Genomic DNA, 16,710 nt, shown 5'->3' with positions numbered 1-16,710 from the left:
ACGATGGCGGCCACGGCCGGTGTGCCGACAGCGTGCGACGACAGGGGGCGGCGGCCGTGAAGGCTTCCATACGAATAGGCGTGGTTCTGGCGGGGCTGGTCGTGGCGGGCGGCGCGGCCGTGTACGCGGTCCCGGGCCTGCTCGACAACGGCGCCACGGACCAGCGTCTCCAGGGCCGGCCAGGGGGGACCGAACCCGGCCCGGCGGCGAGCGGCGGCACCCCCGGAAAGCCGTTCACGCTGGTGGCGACGGGTGACATCATCCCGTACCCGTCGATCATCCAACGGTCGGCGGACGACGCGGGCAGGGCGGGCGAGTACGACTTCCGGAAGATACTCGCCGGGGTCAAACCGGTGGTGTCCGCCGCCGACCTGGCGGTGTGCCACCACGAGATACCGTACGGGCGGCCCGGCGGCCCCTACACCGGCTACCCGACCTTCAAGGCCCCCCACCAGTTGGCCGACGCGCTCAAGGACGCCGGGTACGACAGCTGCTCGACCGCCTCGAACCACACCCTGGACGACGGCTGGGACGGTCTCGTCCGCACCCTCGACCACCTCGACCGGGTCGGGATCCCCCACGTCGGTTCCGCCCGCAGCGCCGAGGAGGCCAAGGCCCCCGCCCTGCTCTCGGCGGGCGGCGCGAAGGTCGCCCAGCTGTCGTACACGTACGGCACCAACGGGATCCCGCTCCCCGCGGGCAAGCCCTGGGCGGTCAACCTCATCGACCAGCGGAGGATCATCGACGACGCCCGGGCGGCCCGGGCCGCCGGCGCGCACGTGGTGGTGCTCAGCATCCACTGGGGCACCGAGTGGCAGACCGCGCCCGACCAGCAGCAACGCGATCTGGCGCAGGCGTTGACCGCCTCGCGCTCGGCCGACGGCCTCGCCGACATCGATCTGATCATCGGCACGCACAACCACGTGCCCCAGCCCTACGAGAAGATCAACGGCACCTGGGTGGTCTTCGGCATGGGCGACCAGGTCGCCAGCTTCGTACCGGCCGACAAGTTGCGCGGCAACCAGTCCTCGATCCCCCGCTTCACCTTCTCCCCCTCGGCGGCGCATCCGGGCCGCTGGGAGGTGGTGAAGGCCGAGTACCTCACGCAGTACTCGGACATGGGGCCCCCGTTCCGGGTGGTCTGCGCCTCCTGCTCGGCCTCCGACTCCGCCCTCCCCGCGGCGAAGCGCACCGAGTACGGGCGCATCGACCGTCAGGTCACCGAGGCCGTGACCTCGCGCGGGGCCACCGCCCAGGGCCTGGAGCACGCCACCCGCTGACCGGTCGACGTCCGCCCGTCCGCCGCCGGAGCCCCGGGGGCGCCGCCGCCCGACGGAGCTCCGTCGCACCGGTTCGTCCGGTGCGCGGAGCCCCGCCCCGCCGGGTCACGAACCCTGCGGTGCCTTGCCGCGCCGGGTGACGACGAGCGCGCACCCGCCGATGCCGAGCAGGAGCAGCGCGCCGCCCGCCACGTACGGGGTCACGGAACCGGCGCCCGTCTCGGCGAGGTTGGCCTGGGCGGCGGGCTTGCCGCCCGTCGCCGTCTGCGGCTTGACGTCGGCGACGGCCGCGGGCTTCGCGTCCGGCTTCGCCGCCGGCTCGGCGTTCGGGGCCGGGCCCGCCGGGGCGGTGCAGTGCGCCTCGGCGAGCACGATCTCGCCGTCGACCTCCGCGACGTTCAACTTGGCCGGGTTCACGGCCACCTTGAGCCGCAGCGCGGTCGCGGCGGCCGTGGTGGAGGTGGTCTCCGTCGCGGACAGTTCGAGGGTGACCGCGCCGACTCCGGGCACGTCCACCACGGTGGGTCCGGCGGCGGACAGGGTGGTCTTCTTGCCCAGGGCGGTCACCGAGCCGAGGACGTTGGAGGTGGCCACGGGCTTCTTGCCGGCTTCGCAGACGGCCTTGGAGGTGACCTTCTCCACCTCGATGAGGGAGAGGGCGGGCAGCCCCGGGACGTGCACGCGGGCCTTGGCGAGGTTGGCCTCGGCCTCGGCCCGGTTCTTGTCCGCGGTCGCCTTGGACGTGGCGACGTCCGCCTTGAGGATGTTGATCGGCTGTCCCTGCTCGACCCCGTCGAGGGTGACGGTGAGGGCCGTCTGCTGGGCCGTCCGGGGCGCGCTGACCTCGTTGAGCGAGGTCTTCAGCGGTACGTTCACGGTCTTGTTGAGCAGGCTCACGTCCAGTCCGGCCCGCAGGACGACGGCGCCGGAACTGCCCTCGCCGCCCTCGCCGGTGCCGCCCGTGGCGAGGGCGGGCGGCGCCGCGAGGAGGGCGACCGCCCCCGCGGCGAGCAGGGCGACCGCGGGCATGCGGAAGGTGTTGCTGTTCAAGGTGGTGGAACCCCCGGGGAGATGGGAGCCGTCGCGCCGCCAATGGGGGACATTGCGCGCGCCGACGGCCTCGACCCTGGGAATTTTTACGCACTCCGGGTGAACGGGCGAAAACCTGGAGGGAGTTCACCCCAACGGGTGGTTTCCATGCACATATTCGATTCATTGCGCCCCGACCGGCACACGAGTGCTCCCCCGCCCCGACCACAGGGCCCGCCACGCCTCCGACAAGGCGTTTCAAACGACGGACGGGCCGCGACGACACGGCCCGTCAACCCGGTGCGCGCGAGCGGCCGGGAACATGGCGGCCCCGGCCGTCGCGCTTCAGGCGCGGACCGTGCCGTTCACGATCACCCGGTCCGGCTGCGCCAGAGCCCGTACGTCGGCCCGCGGATCGGTGCCGTAGACGACGAGGTCCGCCGGCGCGCCCTCGACCAGACCGGGCCTGCCGAGCCACTCGCGCGCCGCCCACGCCGTCGCCGAGAGGGCGTCCAGGGCCGGGATGCCGGCCCTGACGAGCTCCATCACCTCGGCGGCGACCAGCCCGTGCGGCAGGGAACCTCCCGCGTCGGTGCCGACGTACACCGGGACGCCCGCGTCCCAGGCCGCGCGGACGGTGTCGTACCGCCGCTCGTGCAGTCGCCTCATGTGCGCCGACCAGCGGGGGAACTTGGCCTCGCCGCCCGCGGCCATCTTCGGGAACGTGGCGATGTTGACGAGGGTCGGCACGATGGCGACACCGTGTTCCGCGAACAGCGGGATGGTGTCCTCGGTGAGCCCGGTGGCGTGTTCCACGCAGTCGATGCCCGCCTCGACGAGGTCCCTCAGGGAGTCCTCGGCGAAGCAGTGCGCGGTGACCCTGGCGCCCAACCGGTGTGCCTCGGCGATGGCCGCCTCGACCTCGGCGCGCGGCCAGCAGGCCGTCAGGTCTCCCACCTCGCGGTCGATCCAGTCACCCACCAGCTTGACCCAGCCGTCACCGCGCAGGGCCTCACGGCCGACGTACTCGACGAGGTCGGCCGGTTCGATCTCGTGGGCGTAGTTGCGGATGTAGCGGCGGGTGCGGGCGATGTGCCGACCGGCCCGAATGACCTTCGGCAGGTCGTCGCGGTCGTCGATCCAGCGGGTGTCGGAGGGGGAACCGGCGTCCCGGATGAGGAGGGTGCCGGCGTCCCGGTCGGTGAGGGCCTGCCGTTCGGCGGTCGGCGCGTCGACGGCGCCGTGGCCGTCCAGGCCGACGTGGCAGTGCGCGTCGACCAGGCCCGGCAGCGCCCAGCCGGTGACCGTGGTGACCTCGCGGGCGGTGCGCGGCCGCTCGTAGGAGATCCGGCCGCCGACGATCCAGAGTTCGTCGCGCACCTCGTGGGGCCCGACGAGCACACGTCCCTTCACATGCATGACTGCGCCGTCATGCATGGCCATTGCATCGGTCATGTCGGCACTGTACGTGCGCGCTGGGTACGCTCGACCGGAAACCCCGGACGAAGAGAGCACAGCCGTGACCCACCCCCTCCTGGACCTTCCGCCGCTCACCGCCGAGCACTTCGCGTCGATCGAGCGGGGGGTCGCGCGGCTCCTCGACACCCGCCAGGACGTGGTGATCACCCAGGGCGAGGCGCTGCTGCCGCTGGAGGGGTGCATCCGCTCGGGGGCGCGGCCCGGGTCCACGGCGTTGAACGTCGTCACCGGCCCCTACGGGACCACCTTCGGCAACTGGCTGCGCGACTGCGGGGCGAGCGTGGTGGATCTCGCCGTGCCGTTCGACACCGCCGTGACGGGCGCCCAGGTGGCCGACGCGCTCGCCGCGCACCCGGAGATCGACTTCGTGTCGCTCGTGCACGCGGAGGCGGCCACCGGCAACACGAACCCGGTCGCGGAGATCGGTGAGGCCGTACGGGCCCACGGGGCGCTGTTCATGCTGGACGCGGTGGCCTCGGTGGGCGCCGAGCCGCTGCTGCCGGACGCGTGGGGCGTCGACCTGTGCGTGATCGGCGCGCAGAAGGCGATGGGCGGTCCGGCGGGCGTCTCGGCGGTGTCGGTCTCGGAGCGCGCGTGGGCGCGGTTCGCCGAGAATCCGGCGGCCCCGCGCCGCTCGTACCTCTCCCTCCTGGACTGGAAGGAGCGCTGGATCGACGGAGGTCGCAGGACGCTGCTGCACGCGCCCGCGCAGTTGGAGATGCTGGCCCTGGAGGCCTGCCTGGAGCGGATCGGGGTGGAGGGCCCGGACGGGGTACTGGCCCGGCACGCGGGCGCGGCCCGGGCGACCCGGGCGGGCGCCGCCGCGTTGGGCCTGTCCCCCTGGGTGCGCGATCCGGCGCAGGCCGCTCCGGTGGCGACGACGCTGCGGGTCGCGGACGCCTCCTCGCTGGTGGCGAAGGCCTTGGCGGCGGACCCGGCGGCCCCGCTCGCCGCGGGCGGCGGGGCGCTGGCCTCGGAGATGATCCGGGTCAACCACTACGGCCCGGCGGCCTCCCCGGAGGCGGTCGAGGCGTCGCTGCGCGCCCTGGCCACGGCCCTGTCCGCCGACCCGGCGCCGGCCCTCTCGGCGGCGGCCTCGGCCTGGCGGTAGGGCCCGTCGTCGAACGCCGAACCGCCGTCCTCGCCCGGAGGGCGGCCCCGCGGCGGAGGTTCGACGTCGGCCCCGGGGCGGGAACGGCCCCCGCCACCGGTCGGCAGGGGGGACCGCGGTCGGGTCAGCCCGCCAGTACGTCGAGCAGGCGGTCGACGTCCGCCTCGGTGTTGTAGAGGTGGAAGGAGGCCCGCAGCGCGCCCGCGCGGGCGGCGGTGGACACGCCGGCGGCGAGCAGTTCCGGCTGCCGGGAGGCCAGGCCGGGGACGGAGACGATCGGCGCCGTGCCCGGCACGGGCTCGTGGCCGAGACGGGCCAGGCCGGCCCGGTAGCGGGCGGCGAGGGCGGTGTCGTGCGCGTGGACGGCCTCGATGCCGACGCGCTCCAGCAGGGCCAGTGCGGGCTCGGCGGCGTGGTAGGCCAGGAAGGCCGGTGACTCGTCGAATCGGCGTGCGTCGTGGGCGAGTTCCGGCATGGGGCCGTAGGTGGCGTCCCACATGGACTCCGCCGCCACCCACCCCGCGTGGAGCGGCGTCAGGTCCTGTTGGGCCTCCTCGGACACCGTCAGGTACGAGGCCCCGCGCGTGCCGAGCAACCATTTGTAGCCGGCGGTCACGGTGTACTCGTAGGGCGCGGCGTCGAAGGGCAGCCAGCCCGCCGCCTGGGTCGCGTCGACAAGCATGCGCGCTCCGTGGGCGCGCGTCGCCGCGCGGACGGCGGCGAGGTCGGCCGTCCGCCCGTCGGCGGACTGCACGGCGCTCAGGGCCGCCAGCGTCGTGTCGGGGCCGACGGCTCCGGCCATCTCCTCCAGGGGCGCGTAGCGGACCTTGAGGTCCCCGCGCAGGGCGAAGGGGTTGATGACGGAGGCGAACTCGTTCTCGGGACAGAGGACTTCGGCGCCGGGCGCGAGGGAGGCGGCGACCAGTCCCACGTGGGTGGCGACGGCGGAGCCGACGGCCACCCGGGCCGGGTCGACCCCGACGAGCCGGGCGAACGCGGCCCGTACCCGGTTCACCCGGTCGAAGTCGCCGAAGCCGGCGGGGTCCGCGGCCCCGGCCGCGTCGGCCAGGGCCCGTACCTCGGCCACGGCCGCCCGCGGGAGGATCCCGCAGGTGGCGGTGTTCAGGTAGGTGGTGGAGTGCGCGAACTCGGCGCGGGACACGTCGGAGAGCGAAAGACCCATGGCGTCAACTCTGCGCCAGGATCAACCCAAAGTCCATTGCCGAGTTTTACGCGCCGACCCAAAGGTTGACTTATGCACGACGGATCGAGTCGCTCCGGTCCCGAGCCGGTCCCGGCGCTACGCCTGCGGGACGGCGCAGGAGCCGTCGGGCTCGCACGCGTCGACGGCGGCGGGTTCGGCCACCTCGCGTCCGGCCCAGGCCTGCTCCAACGCCCGGGTGAACACCTCGGCGGGCTGCCCGCCGGAGATGCCGTAGCGGCGGTCCAGGACGAAGAACGGAACGGCGTTGGCGCCGAGTTCGGACGCCTCCCGCTCGTCGGCCCGCACCTCGGCGGCGTAGGCGGAGTCGTCGGCGAGGACCGCGCGGGCCTCCGCCTCGTCCAGTCCGGCCTCCACGGCGAGGGCCACCAGGACCTCGGGGTCGAAGACGGAACGCTCCTCGCCGAAGTTGGCGAGGTAGGCCAGGTCGAGCAGTTCCTCCTGGCGGCCGCGGGCGGCGGCCAGGTGCAGGAGGCGGTGGATGTCGAAGGTGTTGCCGTGGTCGCGGCCCTCGGTCCGGTACGTCAGCCCCTCGGCGCGGGCCGCGGAGGCCACGTGCTCCTCCATGCCGCGGGCCTCTTCCAGGGTGCGGCCGTACTTGCGGGCGAGCATGTCCACGACGGGTGCGGTGACGCCCTTGGCGCCGCCCGGGTCGAGCTCGAAGGAACGGAAGACGACCTCCACCTCGTCGCGGTGCGCGAAGTCGGCCAGGCCCTTGGTGAAGCGGGCCTTTCCGATGTAGCACCAGGGGCAGGCGATGTCGCTCCAGATCTCGACGCGCATGTTCCTTCTTCTCTCCGGTTCCCGGGGTTGACGGTTCGAGCCGAACGGTTCGAACGGGACGGTTCGAACCAAACGGTTCGAGCTTCAACCATTCGCCCCCGCGTCTCATTCCCCGGACACGGGAGGCACGCGCAACCGGAGGGTGAGGTGCGAGCCGGTGCGGCCGGACGGCGGCTCCGACTCCCAGCCATGGGCCGCGTAGAAGGCCTGGGCACGGAGGTTGTGCCCGTAGACCTCCAGCCGGACCTGTTCGATCCCGGCCCTGCGCCAGGCGTCGAGGCAGGCCTCGTGGAGGGCGGCGCCGGTACCCCGACGCCAGTGGTCGGGGTCGACGTGGAGCTGGGTGAGGGTGGTCTCGCCGTCGGCGTTGCGGAAGGCGGCGACCCCGGTGACCTGGCCGTCGCGCTCGGCGCACAGGACCTCGCCCTCCGGCGCGGTCCTGGCCACGGCGCGGGACCAGGCCTCGCGCGCCCGCGCGAGCGCGAGGTCGCCCGCGTAGGTCTCCTCCGGTACCCGGCCCGCGTAGTAGGTGGCCCGGGCCCGCGCGTGCAGGGCGGCTATGGCGTTGACGTCGGCGGCGCGCGCGTTCCTGATCACGGAGGGGAAAACGCGCCGGGAACCTGGTCGGTTCCCGGCGCGCGGGCCGTGCGGGAGGGGGTGGACCTGCCCGGGGCCACTGTGCCCGGGCTACTTCTTCACCCAGGCCGCCATCATCTTCTGGGCGATCGGCGCGGCCAGCCTGCCGCCGCCGATCTCGGTGCGGTCGGTGTCCGAGTTCTCGATCATCACGGCCACCGCGATCTGCTTGTCCCCGGCCTTGGCATACGAGGTGAACCAGGCGAGCGGCGGGATGCTGTTGTTCACACCGCGCTGGGCGGTACCGGTCTTGCCGCCCACCTCGGCGCCCGCCACCTGCGCGGGCTTGCCGCCGCCCTCGGTGGCGACCGTGCGCATCGCGTCCGCGAGCATCGACGCCGTCTTCGGACTCATGACCTCTTCGGACTTCGGGTCCTTGAAGCTCTCCAGGACGTTGCCGTCCGCATCGGTCACCTCGGAGACCACGTGCGGGGCGACCAGCTTGCCGCCGTTCTGGATCGCGGCCGTCACCATGGCCATCTGGAGCGGGGTGGCCTGCACGTCGAACTGGCCGATGCCGGTCTGCGCGACCTGGTCGACGGACATCTTCTTCGACGGGTACTTGCTGGACGGGTTGGTCCGGATCGGGGTGTCGATCTGCTCGTTGAAGCCGAGCTTCTCGGCCATCGCGCGCATCTTGTCCTGGCCCAGCTTGAAGGCCAGCTCCGCGAAGACGTTGTTGCAGGACAGCTTGAGCGCGGTGCGGGCCGAGACGTTGTTGCAGGCCGCGTCGCCCGCCTCGCTGGGCAGGTTCGTGCGGGTGCCGGGGATCGTGTACGGGGCCGGGACTCCGGTCTGCTGGTCGATGTTGGTGATCAGCCCGTTCTCGATCGCCGCGGCGAGGGTGACCAACTTGAACGTGGAGCCGGGGGCCTGCGGCTTGCGCAGGGCGACGTTCTCCATGGCCTTGCCCTTGTCGGCCGAGAGTTCGTCCCAGGCGGCCTTGTCGTTGGCGCCCGAGATGCGACCGGGGTCGTAGGACGGGTTGTTCACGACGGCGAGGATCGCGCCGGTCGCCGGATCGATCGCCACGGCGGCGCCCTGCTTGCCGTCGAGGGCGTCGTACGCGGCCTTCTGGACGCCCTTGTCGATCGTGGTCAGGACGTTGCCCGGGTCGGCCCGCTTGTTGGTGAGCATGTCCATCACGGTCTTCAACCGGGTGTCGTTGCCGTTCAGGATGTTCTTGTAGACACCCTCCAACATGGTCGTCCCGTAGGCCTGCGAGCTGTAGCCGGTGATCGGCGCGTAGAGGGGGCCGTCGACGTAGGTCCGCTTGTACGCGAAGTCCTTGCCGCCGGTCTTCTCCGAGCCGGTGATCGCCTCCCCGCCCACGATGATGTTGCCCAGCGGGTTCTCGTACTGCCCGATGAGGTTGCGCCGGTTGTGTTTGTCGTCTGCGAGGGCCTGGCCTTGGTACGCCTGCACCCAGGTGACCCGCACCAAAAGGGCCAGCACCAGAAGCAGACAGAAGACCGACGCACGCCTGATCGTCTTGTTCATCCCCCAGAAGGACGCACCAATGGCCCCGGGCGTTCCGCTCTGCCCCGATTGTGGCGGGGTTCTCAGTCTTTCTTCATGATGAAGCCCCCCTCGTAGGCCGCGATGACCGCCTGCGTCCGGTCGCGGGAGCCGGTCTTGGCGAGGACGGACGCCACGTGCGTCTTGACGGTCTGCGGTCCCACCCCGAGCCGCTCGCTCAGCTCGTGGTTGGACAGGCCCGTGGCCATCAACCGCAGGACGTCCGCCTCCCGCTCCGTCAGCCGGGCCGCCCAGGCCGGGGCGGCGGGCGGGGTCGCCGCCGCGTACGCCGCGGCCAGGGTGCGGACGGCTGACGGGAAGAGCAGCGAGTCCCCACGGGCGACGAGACGGACCGCGCCGATCAACTCGTCCGGTTCGGCCCGCTTGAGGAGGAACCCGGCGGCGCCCGCGCGCAGCGCGTCGTACACGTAGGCGTCGTTCTCGAAGGTGGTGACCACCACGATCCTCGGCGGCGTTTCCATGGTCCGCAGGATCTGCTCGGTCGCCCGGATGCCGTCCGTCCCGGGCATCCGGACGTCCATCAGCACCACGTCGGGAGCCAGGGAGCGAACCACCGACACCGCCTCGGCGCCGGAGGCGGCCTCGCCGACGACCCGCATGTCCGGTTCGGCCTCCAGGATGACCCGGAGGGCGGTACGGACCATGCGTTCGTCGTCCGCGAGGACGATGCGCAGCGGCGGCCGGTTCATCGCGCGCCCCCGCCGAGCGGCAGGACCGCGCGCAGCCGCCACAGCCCGTCGTCCGGTCCGGTCTCGATGAGGCCGCCGAGGAGCACGGCCCGCTCGGCGGAGCCCCGCAGTCCGCGGCCACCGCCCGTGCGCGACTGCGGTATCCCTCCCGCGTGCGGGGCGGGGAGGACGGCCGGCGGGTTGGTCATGGTGATCTCCAGTTCACGGTGTGCGTCGCGGACGCGGACGGCGATCGACAGGACGACGGGGCCCGCGCCGTGGCGCAGGGCGTTGCTGAGCCCCTCCTGGACGATCCGGTAGGCCTCGCGGGAGGTGATGGCGGGCAGGTGCGACCAGTCACCGGTCGGTCCGGGGTCCTCGTGGGCGGTGACGTCGGTGCCGCCGGCCCGGGTGCGGGCCAGCAGCCCGGTGAGGTCGGAGGCCAGGGTCGGGGCGGGTACGGCCTCGGCGCGGGCCGGGTCGCCGTCCCGCAGGAGACCGAGGACGGCGTCCAGCTCGCCGACCGTGCGCCGGGTGGTGTCCTCGATCGCGGCGAGCGCCTCCCGGACGAACTCCGGGTCGCGGTCGAGGACGCGGCGGGCAGCGCTCGCCTGGAGGGTGACGGCACTCAGCGCGTGCCCGACGGCGTCGTGCAGTTCCCGGGCCAGCCGGTTGCGCACCGCCAGGTCGGCGGCCCGTTCCTCGGCGGCGGCCAGCCGGTCCGCAGCGGTCGGTCCGAGCAGCAGGGGGGCGCACCGGGCCAGCAGCGCGCCGGCCCCGACGGCGCACAGGGCGAGCCCGACCAGGATTCCCGCCCCGATCAGGGGGGCCGCGTACACGGCGTCCCCGGTACGGAACCAGCCCCCTGCGACCGGGGACTCCCGCAGCCGCTCCGAGAAGGGCAGCACCATCAGCAGCACCGCCATCGGCGGCAGCGCCAGGCTGAGCCCGCTGACCAGCGCGCCGACCCCCAGGTGCAGGGTCCACCAGGCCGAGGCCCGCCACCGCGCGGCCCAGGACCGGGCGGGCCCCTCGGCCAGCCGCTCCCCCGGTACCCCGCACATGGCGCGTACGGCGGCCACCGACAGCGGCCGGACCGGCCCGAACAGGGCCGTGGCGGCGGCCATCGGAAGGGCCACGGCGTAGCTGAGGAGGGCCCTCGGCAGCGAATTGAGCACCTGGCCCCCACCGAGGAACATGCCGGTTCCGACATCGGCGAGGAGGAAGTAGGGCATCAGCATGGCGCCGCCGAGGATCAGGTGCACCCACCGCAGCCGAACCCGCACCCCCGCCACCCCCCGAAGCCGTGACAGGCCCGCCGCCCCCGTCCCCACGCTCCCGCCCACCGAACTCACGGCTCCGTCCCCCGCACCCGCCCCGGCCCCGGCCCCGACCCCGGCCCCGGCCCCCATCATCACCTCCCGCTCAGGCCTCGCGCTCGGATCCGAGGTACCGGATCAGGACGGCGGCCGCGAGCAATCCGGTGAGCGTCTGGCCGGCGTACGTCAGCGTGATCACGCCGGTGGGCGGTTCGGTCGGACCGAAGTCCAACCCGAGCTGCATCGTCAGCATCCACAGCCCCCAGGCCGCGGCCGCGGACCCACCGACCCAGGTCAGGGCAAGCGGCCAACGCGCCCGACGCTTCGCGCCCCTCGCCAGCATCACCGCTCCCACCCCGGCGGCGAGCGCGCACGCCCCGTGGGCCACCGAAACCACACCCGTCTCCGCGGAGTGCTCCGCGACGCGCGCGGCGGGCAGCCAGGCCGTCCCCCGAAGCCCCAGTACAGGTGTACCGCGCCGACCGCGGCGCCCAGGACCGCGACGGTTCCCGCCACCACCCCCGTGGGTGACGGGAACCGACGCCGCGGCGCACCCGGGCCGCGCCCGCCCCAACGCTCCCGCGCATAGGGGAGGAACAGACCGGGCAGGGCGAGGCCTTGGATCGTGAAGCCCCCGTGGACGACGGTGAACACCCACGGATCGAGGAAGGGCTCCCGCGCCGCCCGCACGGCCTCCCCGGCTCCGAGCCCCACGGCTCGGATCAGCATCTGCCCCGGGAAACCGATGAGGATCGGGGTCAGCAGACCGGTGGCGACGAACACCGGGACGGTCAGCAGCCATCCCGGTACACGCATGCCCCAGGGTCGGGTGAGCACCAGCACGAGCACGATGAGGCAGGCGTCCATGGCCAGGGTCGCCGTGTTCGCCGCGACCACGACAGGACCGTGCTCGCGCAACACGCTGCCCTCGGGTATCCCGATGTGACTCCCCGCCACCCAGGCCGCCTTGAGGGCGAGGTAGGGCACCGTCGAAGCCAGGGCGACGGCCCGCAGGATCCGCCGGCCCGTGCCCGGAGCGGGGACCGGCGGCCGTTTCGCGTACGTGGGGCGGAGCACTCGTGTGGTCATGCGCCAACGGTCCCTTGCCCGCGGCCCCGCCACCTCCCCCACGAAGGTGAACCGTCTCCCCCACGTGGGGGAGGTATCCCCATCCCGGCCCGTCACCCGGGGTCCCGCCGGCGCCGAGTCCCCTCACCGCGCCCGCCCCCGGGTCCCGCCACCCTGTCACCCCGTCACCGCGCCGCCCCGAGTCCGCCCCCGCCCGGGGAGTTCCCGTCCCCCGTCACATGCGCCGGGTCACCACGGACAGCCGGTCCCTGGCCTCGAACAGCGCGGCCTTGATCACCTGTTCGTGCCCCGGCGTCAGCCTGGCCACCGGCACCGAGCAGCTCACCGCGTCCCGGGCCGGAGTGCGGTACGGCACGGCCACCCCGAAGCAGCGCAGTCCGAGCGTGTTCTCCTCGCGGTCCACGGCGTACCCCTGCTCCCGCACCAGCGCCAGCTCCTCCACCAGCTGCTCCCGGTCGGTGATGGTGTGCTGCGTGACGGCCTCCAGCCGCCGCGGCAGCAGCCTGCGCACCTCCTCGTCGGTGTGCGTGGCCAGCAGCGCCTTGCCGAGCGCCGTCGAGTGGACCGGCAGTCGGCGTCCGACCCGGGTGAAGGGCCGCAGGTAGTGCTGCGACTGGCGGGTGGCGAGGTAGACGACGCTCGTCCCGTCCATCCGGGCCAGGTGGATGGTCTCGGTCGTGTCGTCGGAGAGCCGGTCCAGGGTCGGCCGGGCCGCCGCGACGACCTCGTCCCCGTCGATGTACGAGCTGCCGACCAGCAGGGCGCGGACGCCGATCCCGTACCGGGTGCCGGTGGCGTCCGTCTCCACCCACCCCAGGCTCACCAGGGTGCGCAGCAGCATGTAGAGACTGGACTTGGGCAGGGAGAGGTCGTTCTGGATGTCGGCGAGGCTGTGCAGGCCCGGTCGTGCCGCGAAGTGTTCCAGCAGCAGCACGGTTCGGACCGCCGACTTCACCGGCGCCGCCGGGCCGCCCGCGAGGCCACCCGAGCCTTCCCCGCCGTCCGTGCCGCCCACCCCGACCGCACGTTCCACGCCTTCCACGCCTTCCCCGCCCGTCTCGTCCTCCGCGGCGGCAGGGCCCTCCGGCTCGGCTGTCGTCATACGCCTCGTTCCCCTCTGGTCCTGGTCGGCTCTGATCGCCTCTTGTCACGCGGTGGACGCGGAAATAGGCTCCGCAGCAGAAGTGATCATTCATCCACCGGAACGGCGTTCAGAATACTGAACGATCCAGGAGGTAGCGGGCGATGGCAGCGACACCAGTCTGGAGTGTGGACCCCCGCACCGGGAAGCAGCGCGAACGGGTTGCGGCGGAAGCCACACCGCGCGAGGTGGACGACGCCGTACGCGCCGCGCACGCCGGTCGCGGCGCACTGGCCGACGCCACCGCACGCGCCGCCTTCCTGCGCGGCGCCGCCGACCTCCTCGACGGCGCCGTCGACCTCGTCGTCGCGACGGCCGACGCCGAGACCGCGCTGGGCCCCGCCCGGCTCACCGGCGAACTGGCCCGCACCACCGGACAGCTGCGGGCCTTCGCCGACGCCGTCGACGAGGGGGCCCACCTCGACGTGCGCGTCGACCGGGCCGACCCCTCACTCACCCCGCCCCGCCCCGAACTGCGCCGCTACAAGGTGCCGCTGGGCGTGGTCGCCGTCTTCGCCGCCTCGAACTTCCCGCTGGCCTTCTCCGTGCCCGGCGGCGACACCGCGAGCGCCCTGGCCGCGGGCTGCCCCGTCGTCGTCAAGGCGCACCCCGACCACCCCGCCACCTCCGAACTGTGCGTCTCACTGCTGCGCCGGGCCGCCGTGTCGGCCGGGCTGCCCGCCGAAGTGGTCGGCCTGATCCACGGGTTCGACGCCGGCCCGGAGCTGATCCGCCACCCGCTGGTCGCCGCCGCGGGTTTCACGGGCTCCGTACGGGGTGGGCGGGCCCTGTTCGACGCGGCCGCGGCCCGCCCCGTACCGATCCCCTTCCACGGCGAACTGGGCTCCCTCAACCCCGTCGTCGTCACGCCGGCGGCCGCCGCCGAGCGCGCCGAGGAGATCGGCACCGGGCTGGCGGGGGCGGTCACCCTGGGCGTGGGCCAGTTCTGCGTCAAGCCCGGACTGGTCCTGGTGCCCGAGGGCGCGGACGGCGACCGGCTGACCGCGGCGCTCGCCAAGGCCCTCGGGGACGGCGAACCGGGCGTGCTCCTCGACCACCGCATGCGGGAGAACTTCCTCGCGGGCGTCCGCGAGCGCGCGACCCTGCCCGGGGTGGCCGCCCCGGTCGCCGCGGGCCCGCACGGCGAGCACGGCGTCGTACCGGGCTTCCTGGCGGTCACCGCCCGCGAGCTCCTGGACGGTGCCGGGCACGAGCTGCTGTTGGAGGAGTGCTTCGGCCCGGTCACCGTCGTGGTCCGGTACGGCGGGCAGCACGAGGCTGCCGACGTGCTGGGTCGCCTGGGCGGGAACCTGAGCGCGACCCTCCAGTTGTCCCGCGCCGAGGGCGAGGGGGCGCCGGGTCCGGCAGCCGAGCTGATCGGGCAGGTCACGCGGCTCGCGGGCCGGATCGTGGTGAACGGCTGGCCCACCGGGGTCGCCGTGGCCCCGGCCCAGCACCACGGCGGCCCCTATCCGGCCGCCACCTCCCACTCCACCTCGGTCGGCGGCACCGCCATCGAGCGCTGGCTGCGCCCGGTGGTCTACCAGTCGGTGCCGGACGCCCTGCTCCCCCCGGAACTGCGCGAGGCGAACCCCCTCGGCGTCCCGCGCCGCGTGACCGGCGCCTGACCCGGGGCGCAGGGCGCGGGCCGGACACCGGCGCGGGCGCACCGGCGCCGGGCCCGCCCCGCGACTGCTCGGCACACGACCGCGCAGGCAGGCAGGCAGGGCAGGCAGGCAGGCAGGCAGGCAGCACGAGCATCTGCCGCGCGGCCCGACCCCCCGGCCCCGACCCCGGGCCGGGCGCCGGTAATTGCGTTGCCCGCCCGGCCGCGCCCCGGCAGGCTGCCACCCATGCCGAAGCCACACGGATTCACGTACGAGACGCACCGGGACGGGACCGTGGTCATCACGCACCGGGGCCGTGACGCGGGCACCCTGCGCGGTGGCCGGGCCGCCAAGTTCCTGGCCGAGGTGGAGTCCGGTGACGCGCAGCTCGTCATGGCCCGCTGGACCGGCGCCTACAAGTTCGGCAACGAACGCATGGCGAAGAACCACCCGCGCAACCGCCACTGAAATTGGCGGCGAGGGTAAGGGAACGGCAAAGCCCCTCCGGTCGTTCACCCGGCATGACCGCTATGACCCCTGGTTCCAACCTGCCGCTCAATACCGCCCGTGTGACGGTGGACGTGGCTGCCCCGGTGCGGCTCGACGTGTCGGGGCTCCTCCTCACGGCGGACGGCAAGGTGCGTTCCGACGCCGACTTCATCTTCTACAACCAGCCGTCCGGCCCCGGTATCACCTACCGGTCCGGAGGCGGGTCGGCGCCCGACTCGATCACCGTGGACACCGCCGCGCTGCCGCCGGGCATCGAGCGCATCGTGGTCACGGCCAGCCCCGATGCCGCCGGGCAGACCTTCCAGGGCGTCGAGCCCACCGCCACCGTGCGGGACGCGGTCGGCGGCTCGGTGATCGCCACCTTCACCCCGCCGCAGCTCGGTTCCGAGACGGCGCTCGTGGTCGTCGAGGTGTACCAGCGGGGCGGCGCGTGGAAGGTCCGCGCGGTCGGCCAGGGGTACGCCAACGGCCTCGCCGGGATCGCGACCGACTTCGGGGTCTCCGTGGAGGACGAGCCGGCTCCGGTGGCCGCGGTCGCCCCGGTGACGCCGGCCGCGCCCCCGGCTCCGCCCGCCCCGCCCACCCAGCACCCGGTCTCCCCGTGGGTCGGCGGCCCCACGACCCCCACGGCCCCGACCACGCCGTCGGCCCCGCCCGTGCCCGCCTCGGCCCCGCCGGTGGCCGCCTCGCCCGGCGCCGGGAAGATCAACCTCGACAAGGGGCGGGTCAACCTCCAGAAGAACCAGACGGTGTCCCTCGTCAAGGGCGGCCGCCCGCTGTTGTCGCAGGTCAAGATGGGCCTGGGGTGGGAGCCCGCGTTCCGGGGCCGGGACATCGACCTCGACGCGTCCGTCATCGCGTACGGCCCGCAGCGCAACCACCTCGACAGTTGCTACTTCGGCAAGCTGTCGATCCTGAACGGCTCCATCAAGCACTCCGGCGACAACCTGACCGGAGAGGGTGCCGGGGACGACGAGGTGATCGTCGTGGACCTCGGCCGGCTGCCCGCCGACGCGACCGGCCTCGTCTTCACCGTGAACTCCTTCTCCGGGCAGAAGTTCTCCGAAGTCGCCAAGGCCTACTGCCGACTGATCGACGCGGCGAGCGGCGAGGAGCTGGTGCGCTTCGACCTCACCGGCGCCGAACCGCAGACCGGCGTCATGATGGCGAAGCTGATCAAGCAGTTCTCCGGCGAATGGGAGATGACGGCCCTCGGGGACTTTGTGAAGTCCCGCACAGTGCGCGGCATGGTGAAGCCCGGTTCACAGGCACTCTGAGCAGGTGGGCGGGCACATGG

General features: G+C 73.5%; 16 protein-coding genes. 5 read left to right on the top strand and 11 right to left on the bottom strand.

Annotated elements, in window-relative coordinates; genetic code table 11:
* The first annotated feature begins 56 nt into the window (after nt 1-56).
* On the top strand, nt 57-1,280 hold the full coding sequence (locus ACZ58N_RS12515; RefSeq protein WP_471158150.1) for a CapA family protein: 1,224 nt from the start codon (nt 57-59) through the stop codon (nt 1,278-1,280).
* Nucleotides 1,281-1,385: 105 nt separating this feature from the next.
* Here ACZ58N_RS12515 and ACZ58N_RS12510 read toward each other — a convergent pair whose 3' ends face one another.
* A complete protein-coding gene (locus ACZ58N_RS12510) occupies nt 1,386-2,330 on the bottom strand; it encodes an SCO1860 family LAETG-anchored protein (RefSeq protein WP_471158148.1) in 945 nt (314 codons plus the stop codon).
* A gap of 324 nt (nt 2,331-2,654) precedes the next feature.
* Nucleotides 2,655-3,746 (bottom strand): amidohydrolase family protein, encoded by a 1,092-nt coding sequence (locus ACZ58N_RS12505; RefSeq protein WP_471158336.1) that lies wholly within the window; start codon nt 3,744-3,746, stop codon nt 2,655-2,657.
* A gap of 82 nt (nt 3,747-3,828) precedes the next feature.
* Here ACZ58N_RS12505 and ACZ58N_RS12500 point away from each other — a divergent pair, with 82 nt between their 5' ends.
* Nucleotides 3,829-4,899: an aminotransferase class V-fold PLP-dependent enzyme gene (locus tag ACZ58N_RS12500; protein ID WP_471158146.1), complete on the top strand. Its 1,071-nt coding sequence runs from the start codon at nt 3,829-3,831 to the stop codon at nt 4,897-4,899.
* 124 nt (nt 4,900-5,023) lie between these two features.
* Here ACZ58N_RS12500 and ACZ58N_RS12495 read toward each other — a convergent pair whose 3' ends face one another.
* The 9 genes from ACZ58N_RS12495 to ACZ58N_RS12455 form a co-directional block, all read right to left on the bottom strand.
* Entirely contained in the window at nt 5,024-6,082 is a 1,059-nt protein-coding gene (locus ACZ58N_RS12495; RefSeq protein ID WP_471158144.1) for an aminotransferase class V-fold PLP-dependent enzyme, read from the bottom strand.
* A gap of 117 nt (nt 6,083-6,199) precedes the next feature.
* Nucleotides 6,200-6,904, bottom strand: coding sequence for a DsbA family oxidoreductase (locus ACZ58N_RS12490; protein WP_471158142.1), 705 nt, complete (start codon nt 6,902-6,904; stop codon nt 6,200-6,202).
* A gap of 105 nt (nt 6,905-7,009) precedes the next feature.
* On the bottom strand, nt 7,010-7,501 hold the full coding sequence (locus ACZ58N_RS12485; protein ID WP_471158140.1) for a GNAT family N-acetyltransferase: 492 nt from the start codon (nt 7,499-7,501) through the stop codon (nt 7,010-7,012).
* A 90-nt stretch (nt 7,502-7,591) separates the two neighbouring features.
* Nucleotides 7,592-9,040 (bottom strand): peptidoglycan D,D-transpeptidase FtsI family protein, encoded by a 1,449-nt coding sequence (locus tag ACZ58N_RS12480; RefSeq protein ID WP_471158138.1) that lies wholly within the window; start codon nt 9,038-9,040, stop codon nt 7,592-7,594.
* 62 nt (nt 9,041-9,102) lie between these two features.
* Nucleotides 9,103-9,768, bottom strand: a complete 666-nt coding sequence (locus ACZ58N_RS12475; RefSeq protein WP_471158136.1) for a response regulator — start codon at nt 9,766-9,768, stop codon at nt 9,103-9,105.
* Nucleotides 9,765-11,060 carry a sensor histidine kinase gene (locus tag ACZ58N_RS12470; RefSeq protein WP_471158334.1) on the bottom strand — a complete coding sequence of 432 codons (1,296 nt, stop codon included), beginning with the start codon at nt 11,058-11,060 and terminating at the stop codon, nt 9,765-9,767. The genes ACZ58N_RS12475 and ACZ58N_RS12470 overlap by 4 nt, the downstream gene beginning before the upstream one ends.
* A 112-nt stretch (nt 11,061-11,172) precedes the next feature.
* The gene (locus ACZ58N_RS12465; protein ID WP_471158134.1) at nt 11,173-11,409 is read right to left on the bottom strand and encodes a hypothetical protein; all 237 of its coding nucleotides are present in this window, start codon (nt 11,407-11,409) and stop codon (nt 11,173-11,175) included.
* Nucleotides 11,409-12,155, bottom strand: a complete 747-nt coding sequence (locus ACZ58N_RS12460) for a hypothetical protein (protein ID WP_471158132.1) — start codon at nt 12,153-12,155, stop codon at nt 11,409-11,411. The genes ACZ58N_RS12465 and ACZ58N_RS12460 overlap by 1 nt, the downstream gene beginning before the upstream one ends.
* Nucleotides 12,156-12,369: 214 nt before the next feature.
* Nucleotides 12,370-13,257 (bottom strand): IclR family transcriptional regulator, encoded by an 888-nt coding sequence (locus ACZ58N_RS12455; protein WP_471158131.1) that lies wholly within the window; start codon nt 13,255-13,257, stop codon nt 12,370-12,372.
* 143 nt (nt 13,258-13,400) lie between these two features.
* Between ACZ58N_RS12455 and ACZ58N_RS12450 the strand changes: the two genes are divergently transcribed.
* The 3 genes from ACZ58N_RS12450 to ACZ58N_RS12440 all read left to right on the top strand — a co-directional run bounded on the left by ACZ58N_RS12450 (nt 13,401) and on the right by ACZ58N_RS12440 (nt 16,690).
* Entirely contained in the window at nt 13,401-14,924 is a 1,524-nt protein-coding gene (locus ACZ58N_RS12450) for an aldehyde dehydrogenase (NADP(+)) (RefSeq protein ID WP_471158129.1), read from the top strand.
* Between the two features lie 225 nt (nt 14,925-15,149).
* The gene (locus tag ACZ58N_RS12445) at nt 15,150-15,371 is read left to right on the top strand and encodes a hypothetical protein (RefSeq protein WP_471158127.1); all 222 of its coding nucleotides are present in this window, start codon (nt 15,150-15,152) and stop codon (nt 15,369-15,371) included.
* Between the two features lie 62 nt (nt 15,372-15,433).
* Nucleotides 15,434-16,690: a TerD family protein gene (locus ACZ58N_RS12440; RefSeq protein WP_471158125.1), complete on the top strand. Its 1,257-nt coding sequence runs from the start codon at nt 15,434-15,436 to the stop codon at nt 16,688-16,690.
* The last annotated feature ends 20 nt before the right edge of the window (nt 16,691-16,710 follow it).

The organism is Streptomyces sp. NPDC040432 (assembly GCF_055595445.1).
This window is presented reverse-complemented; position numbering and strand designations above follow the sequence as displayed.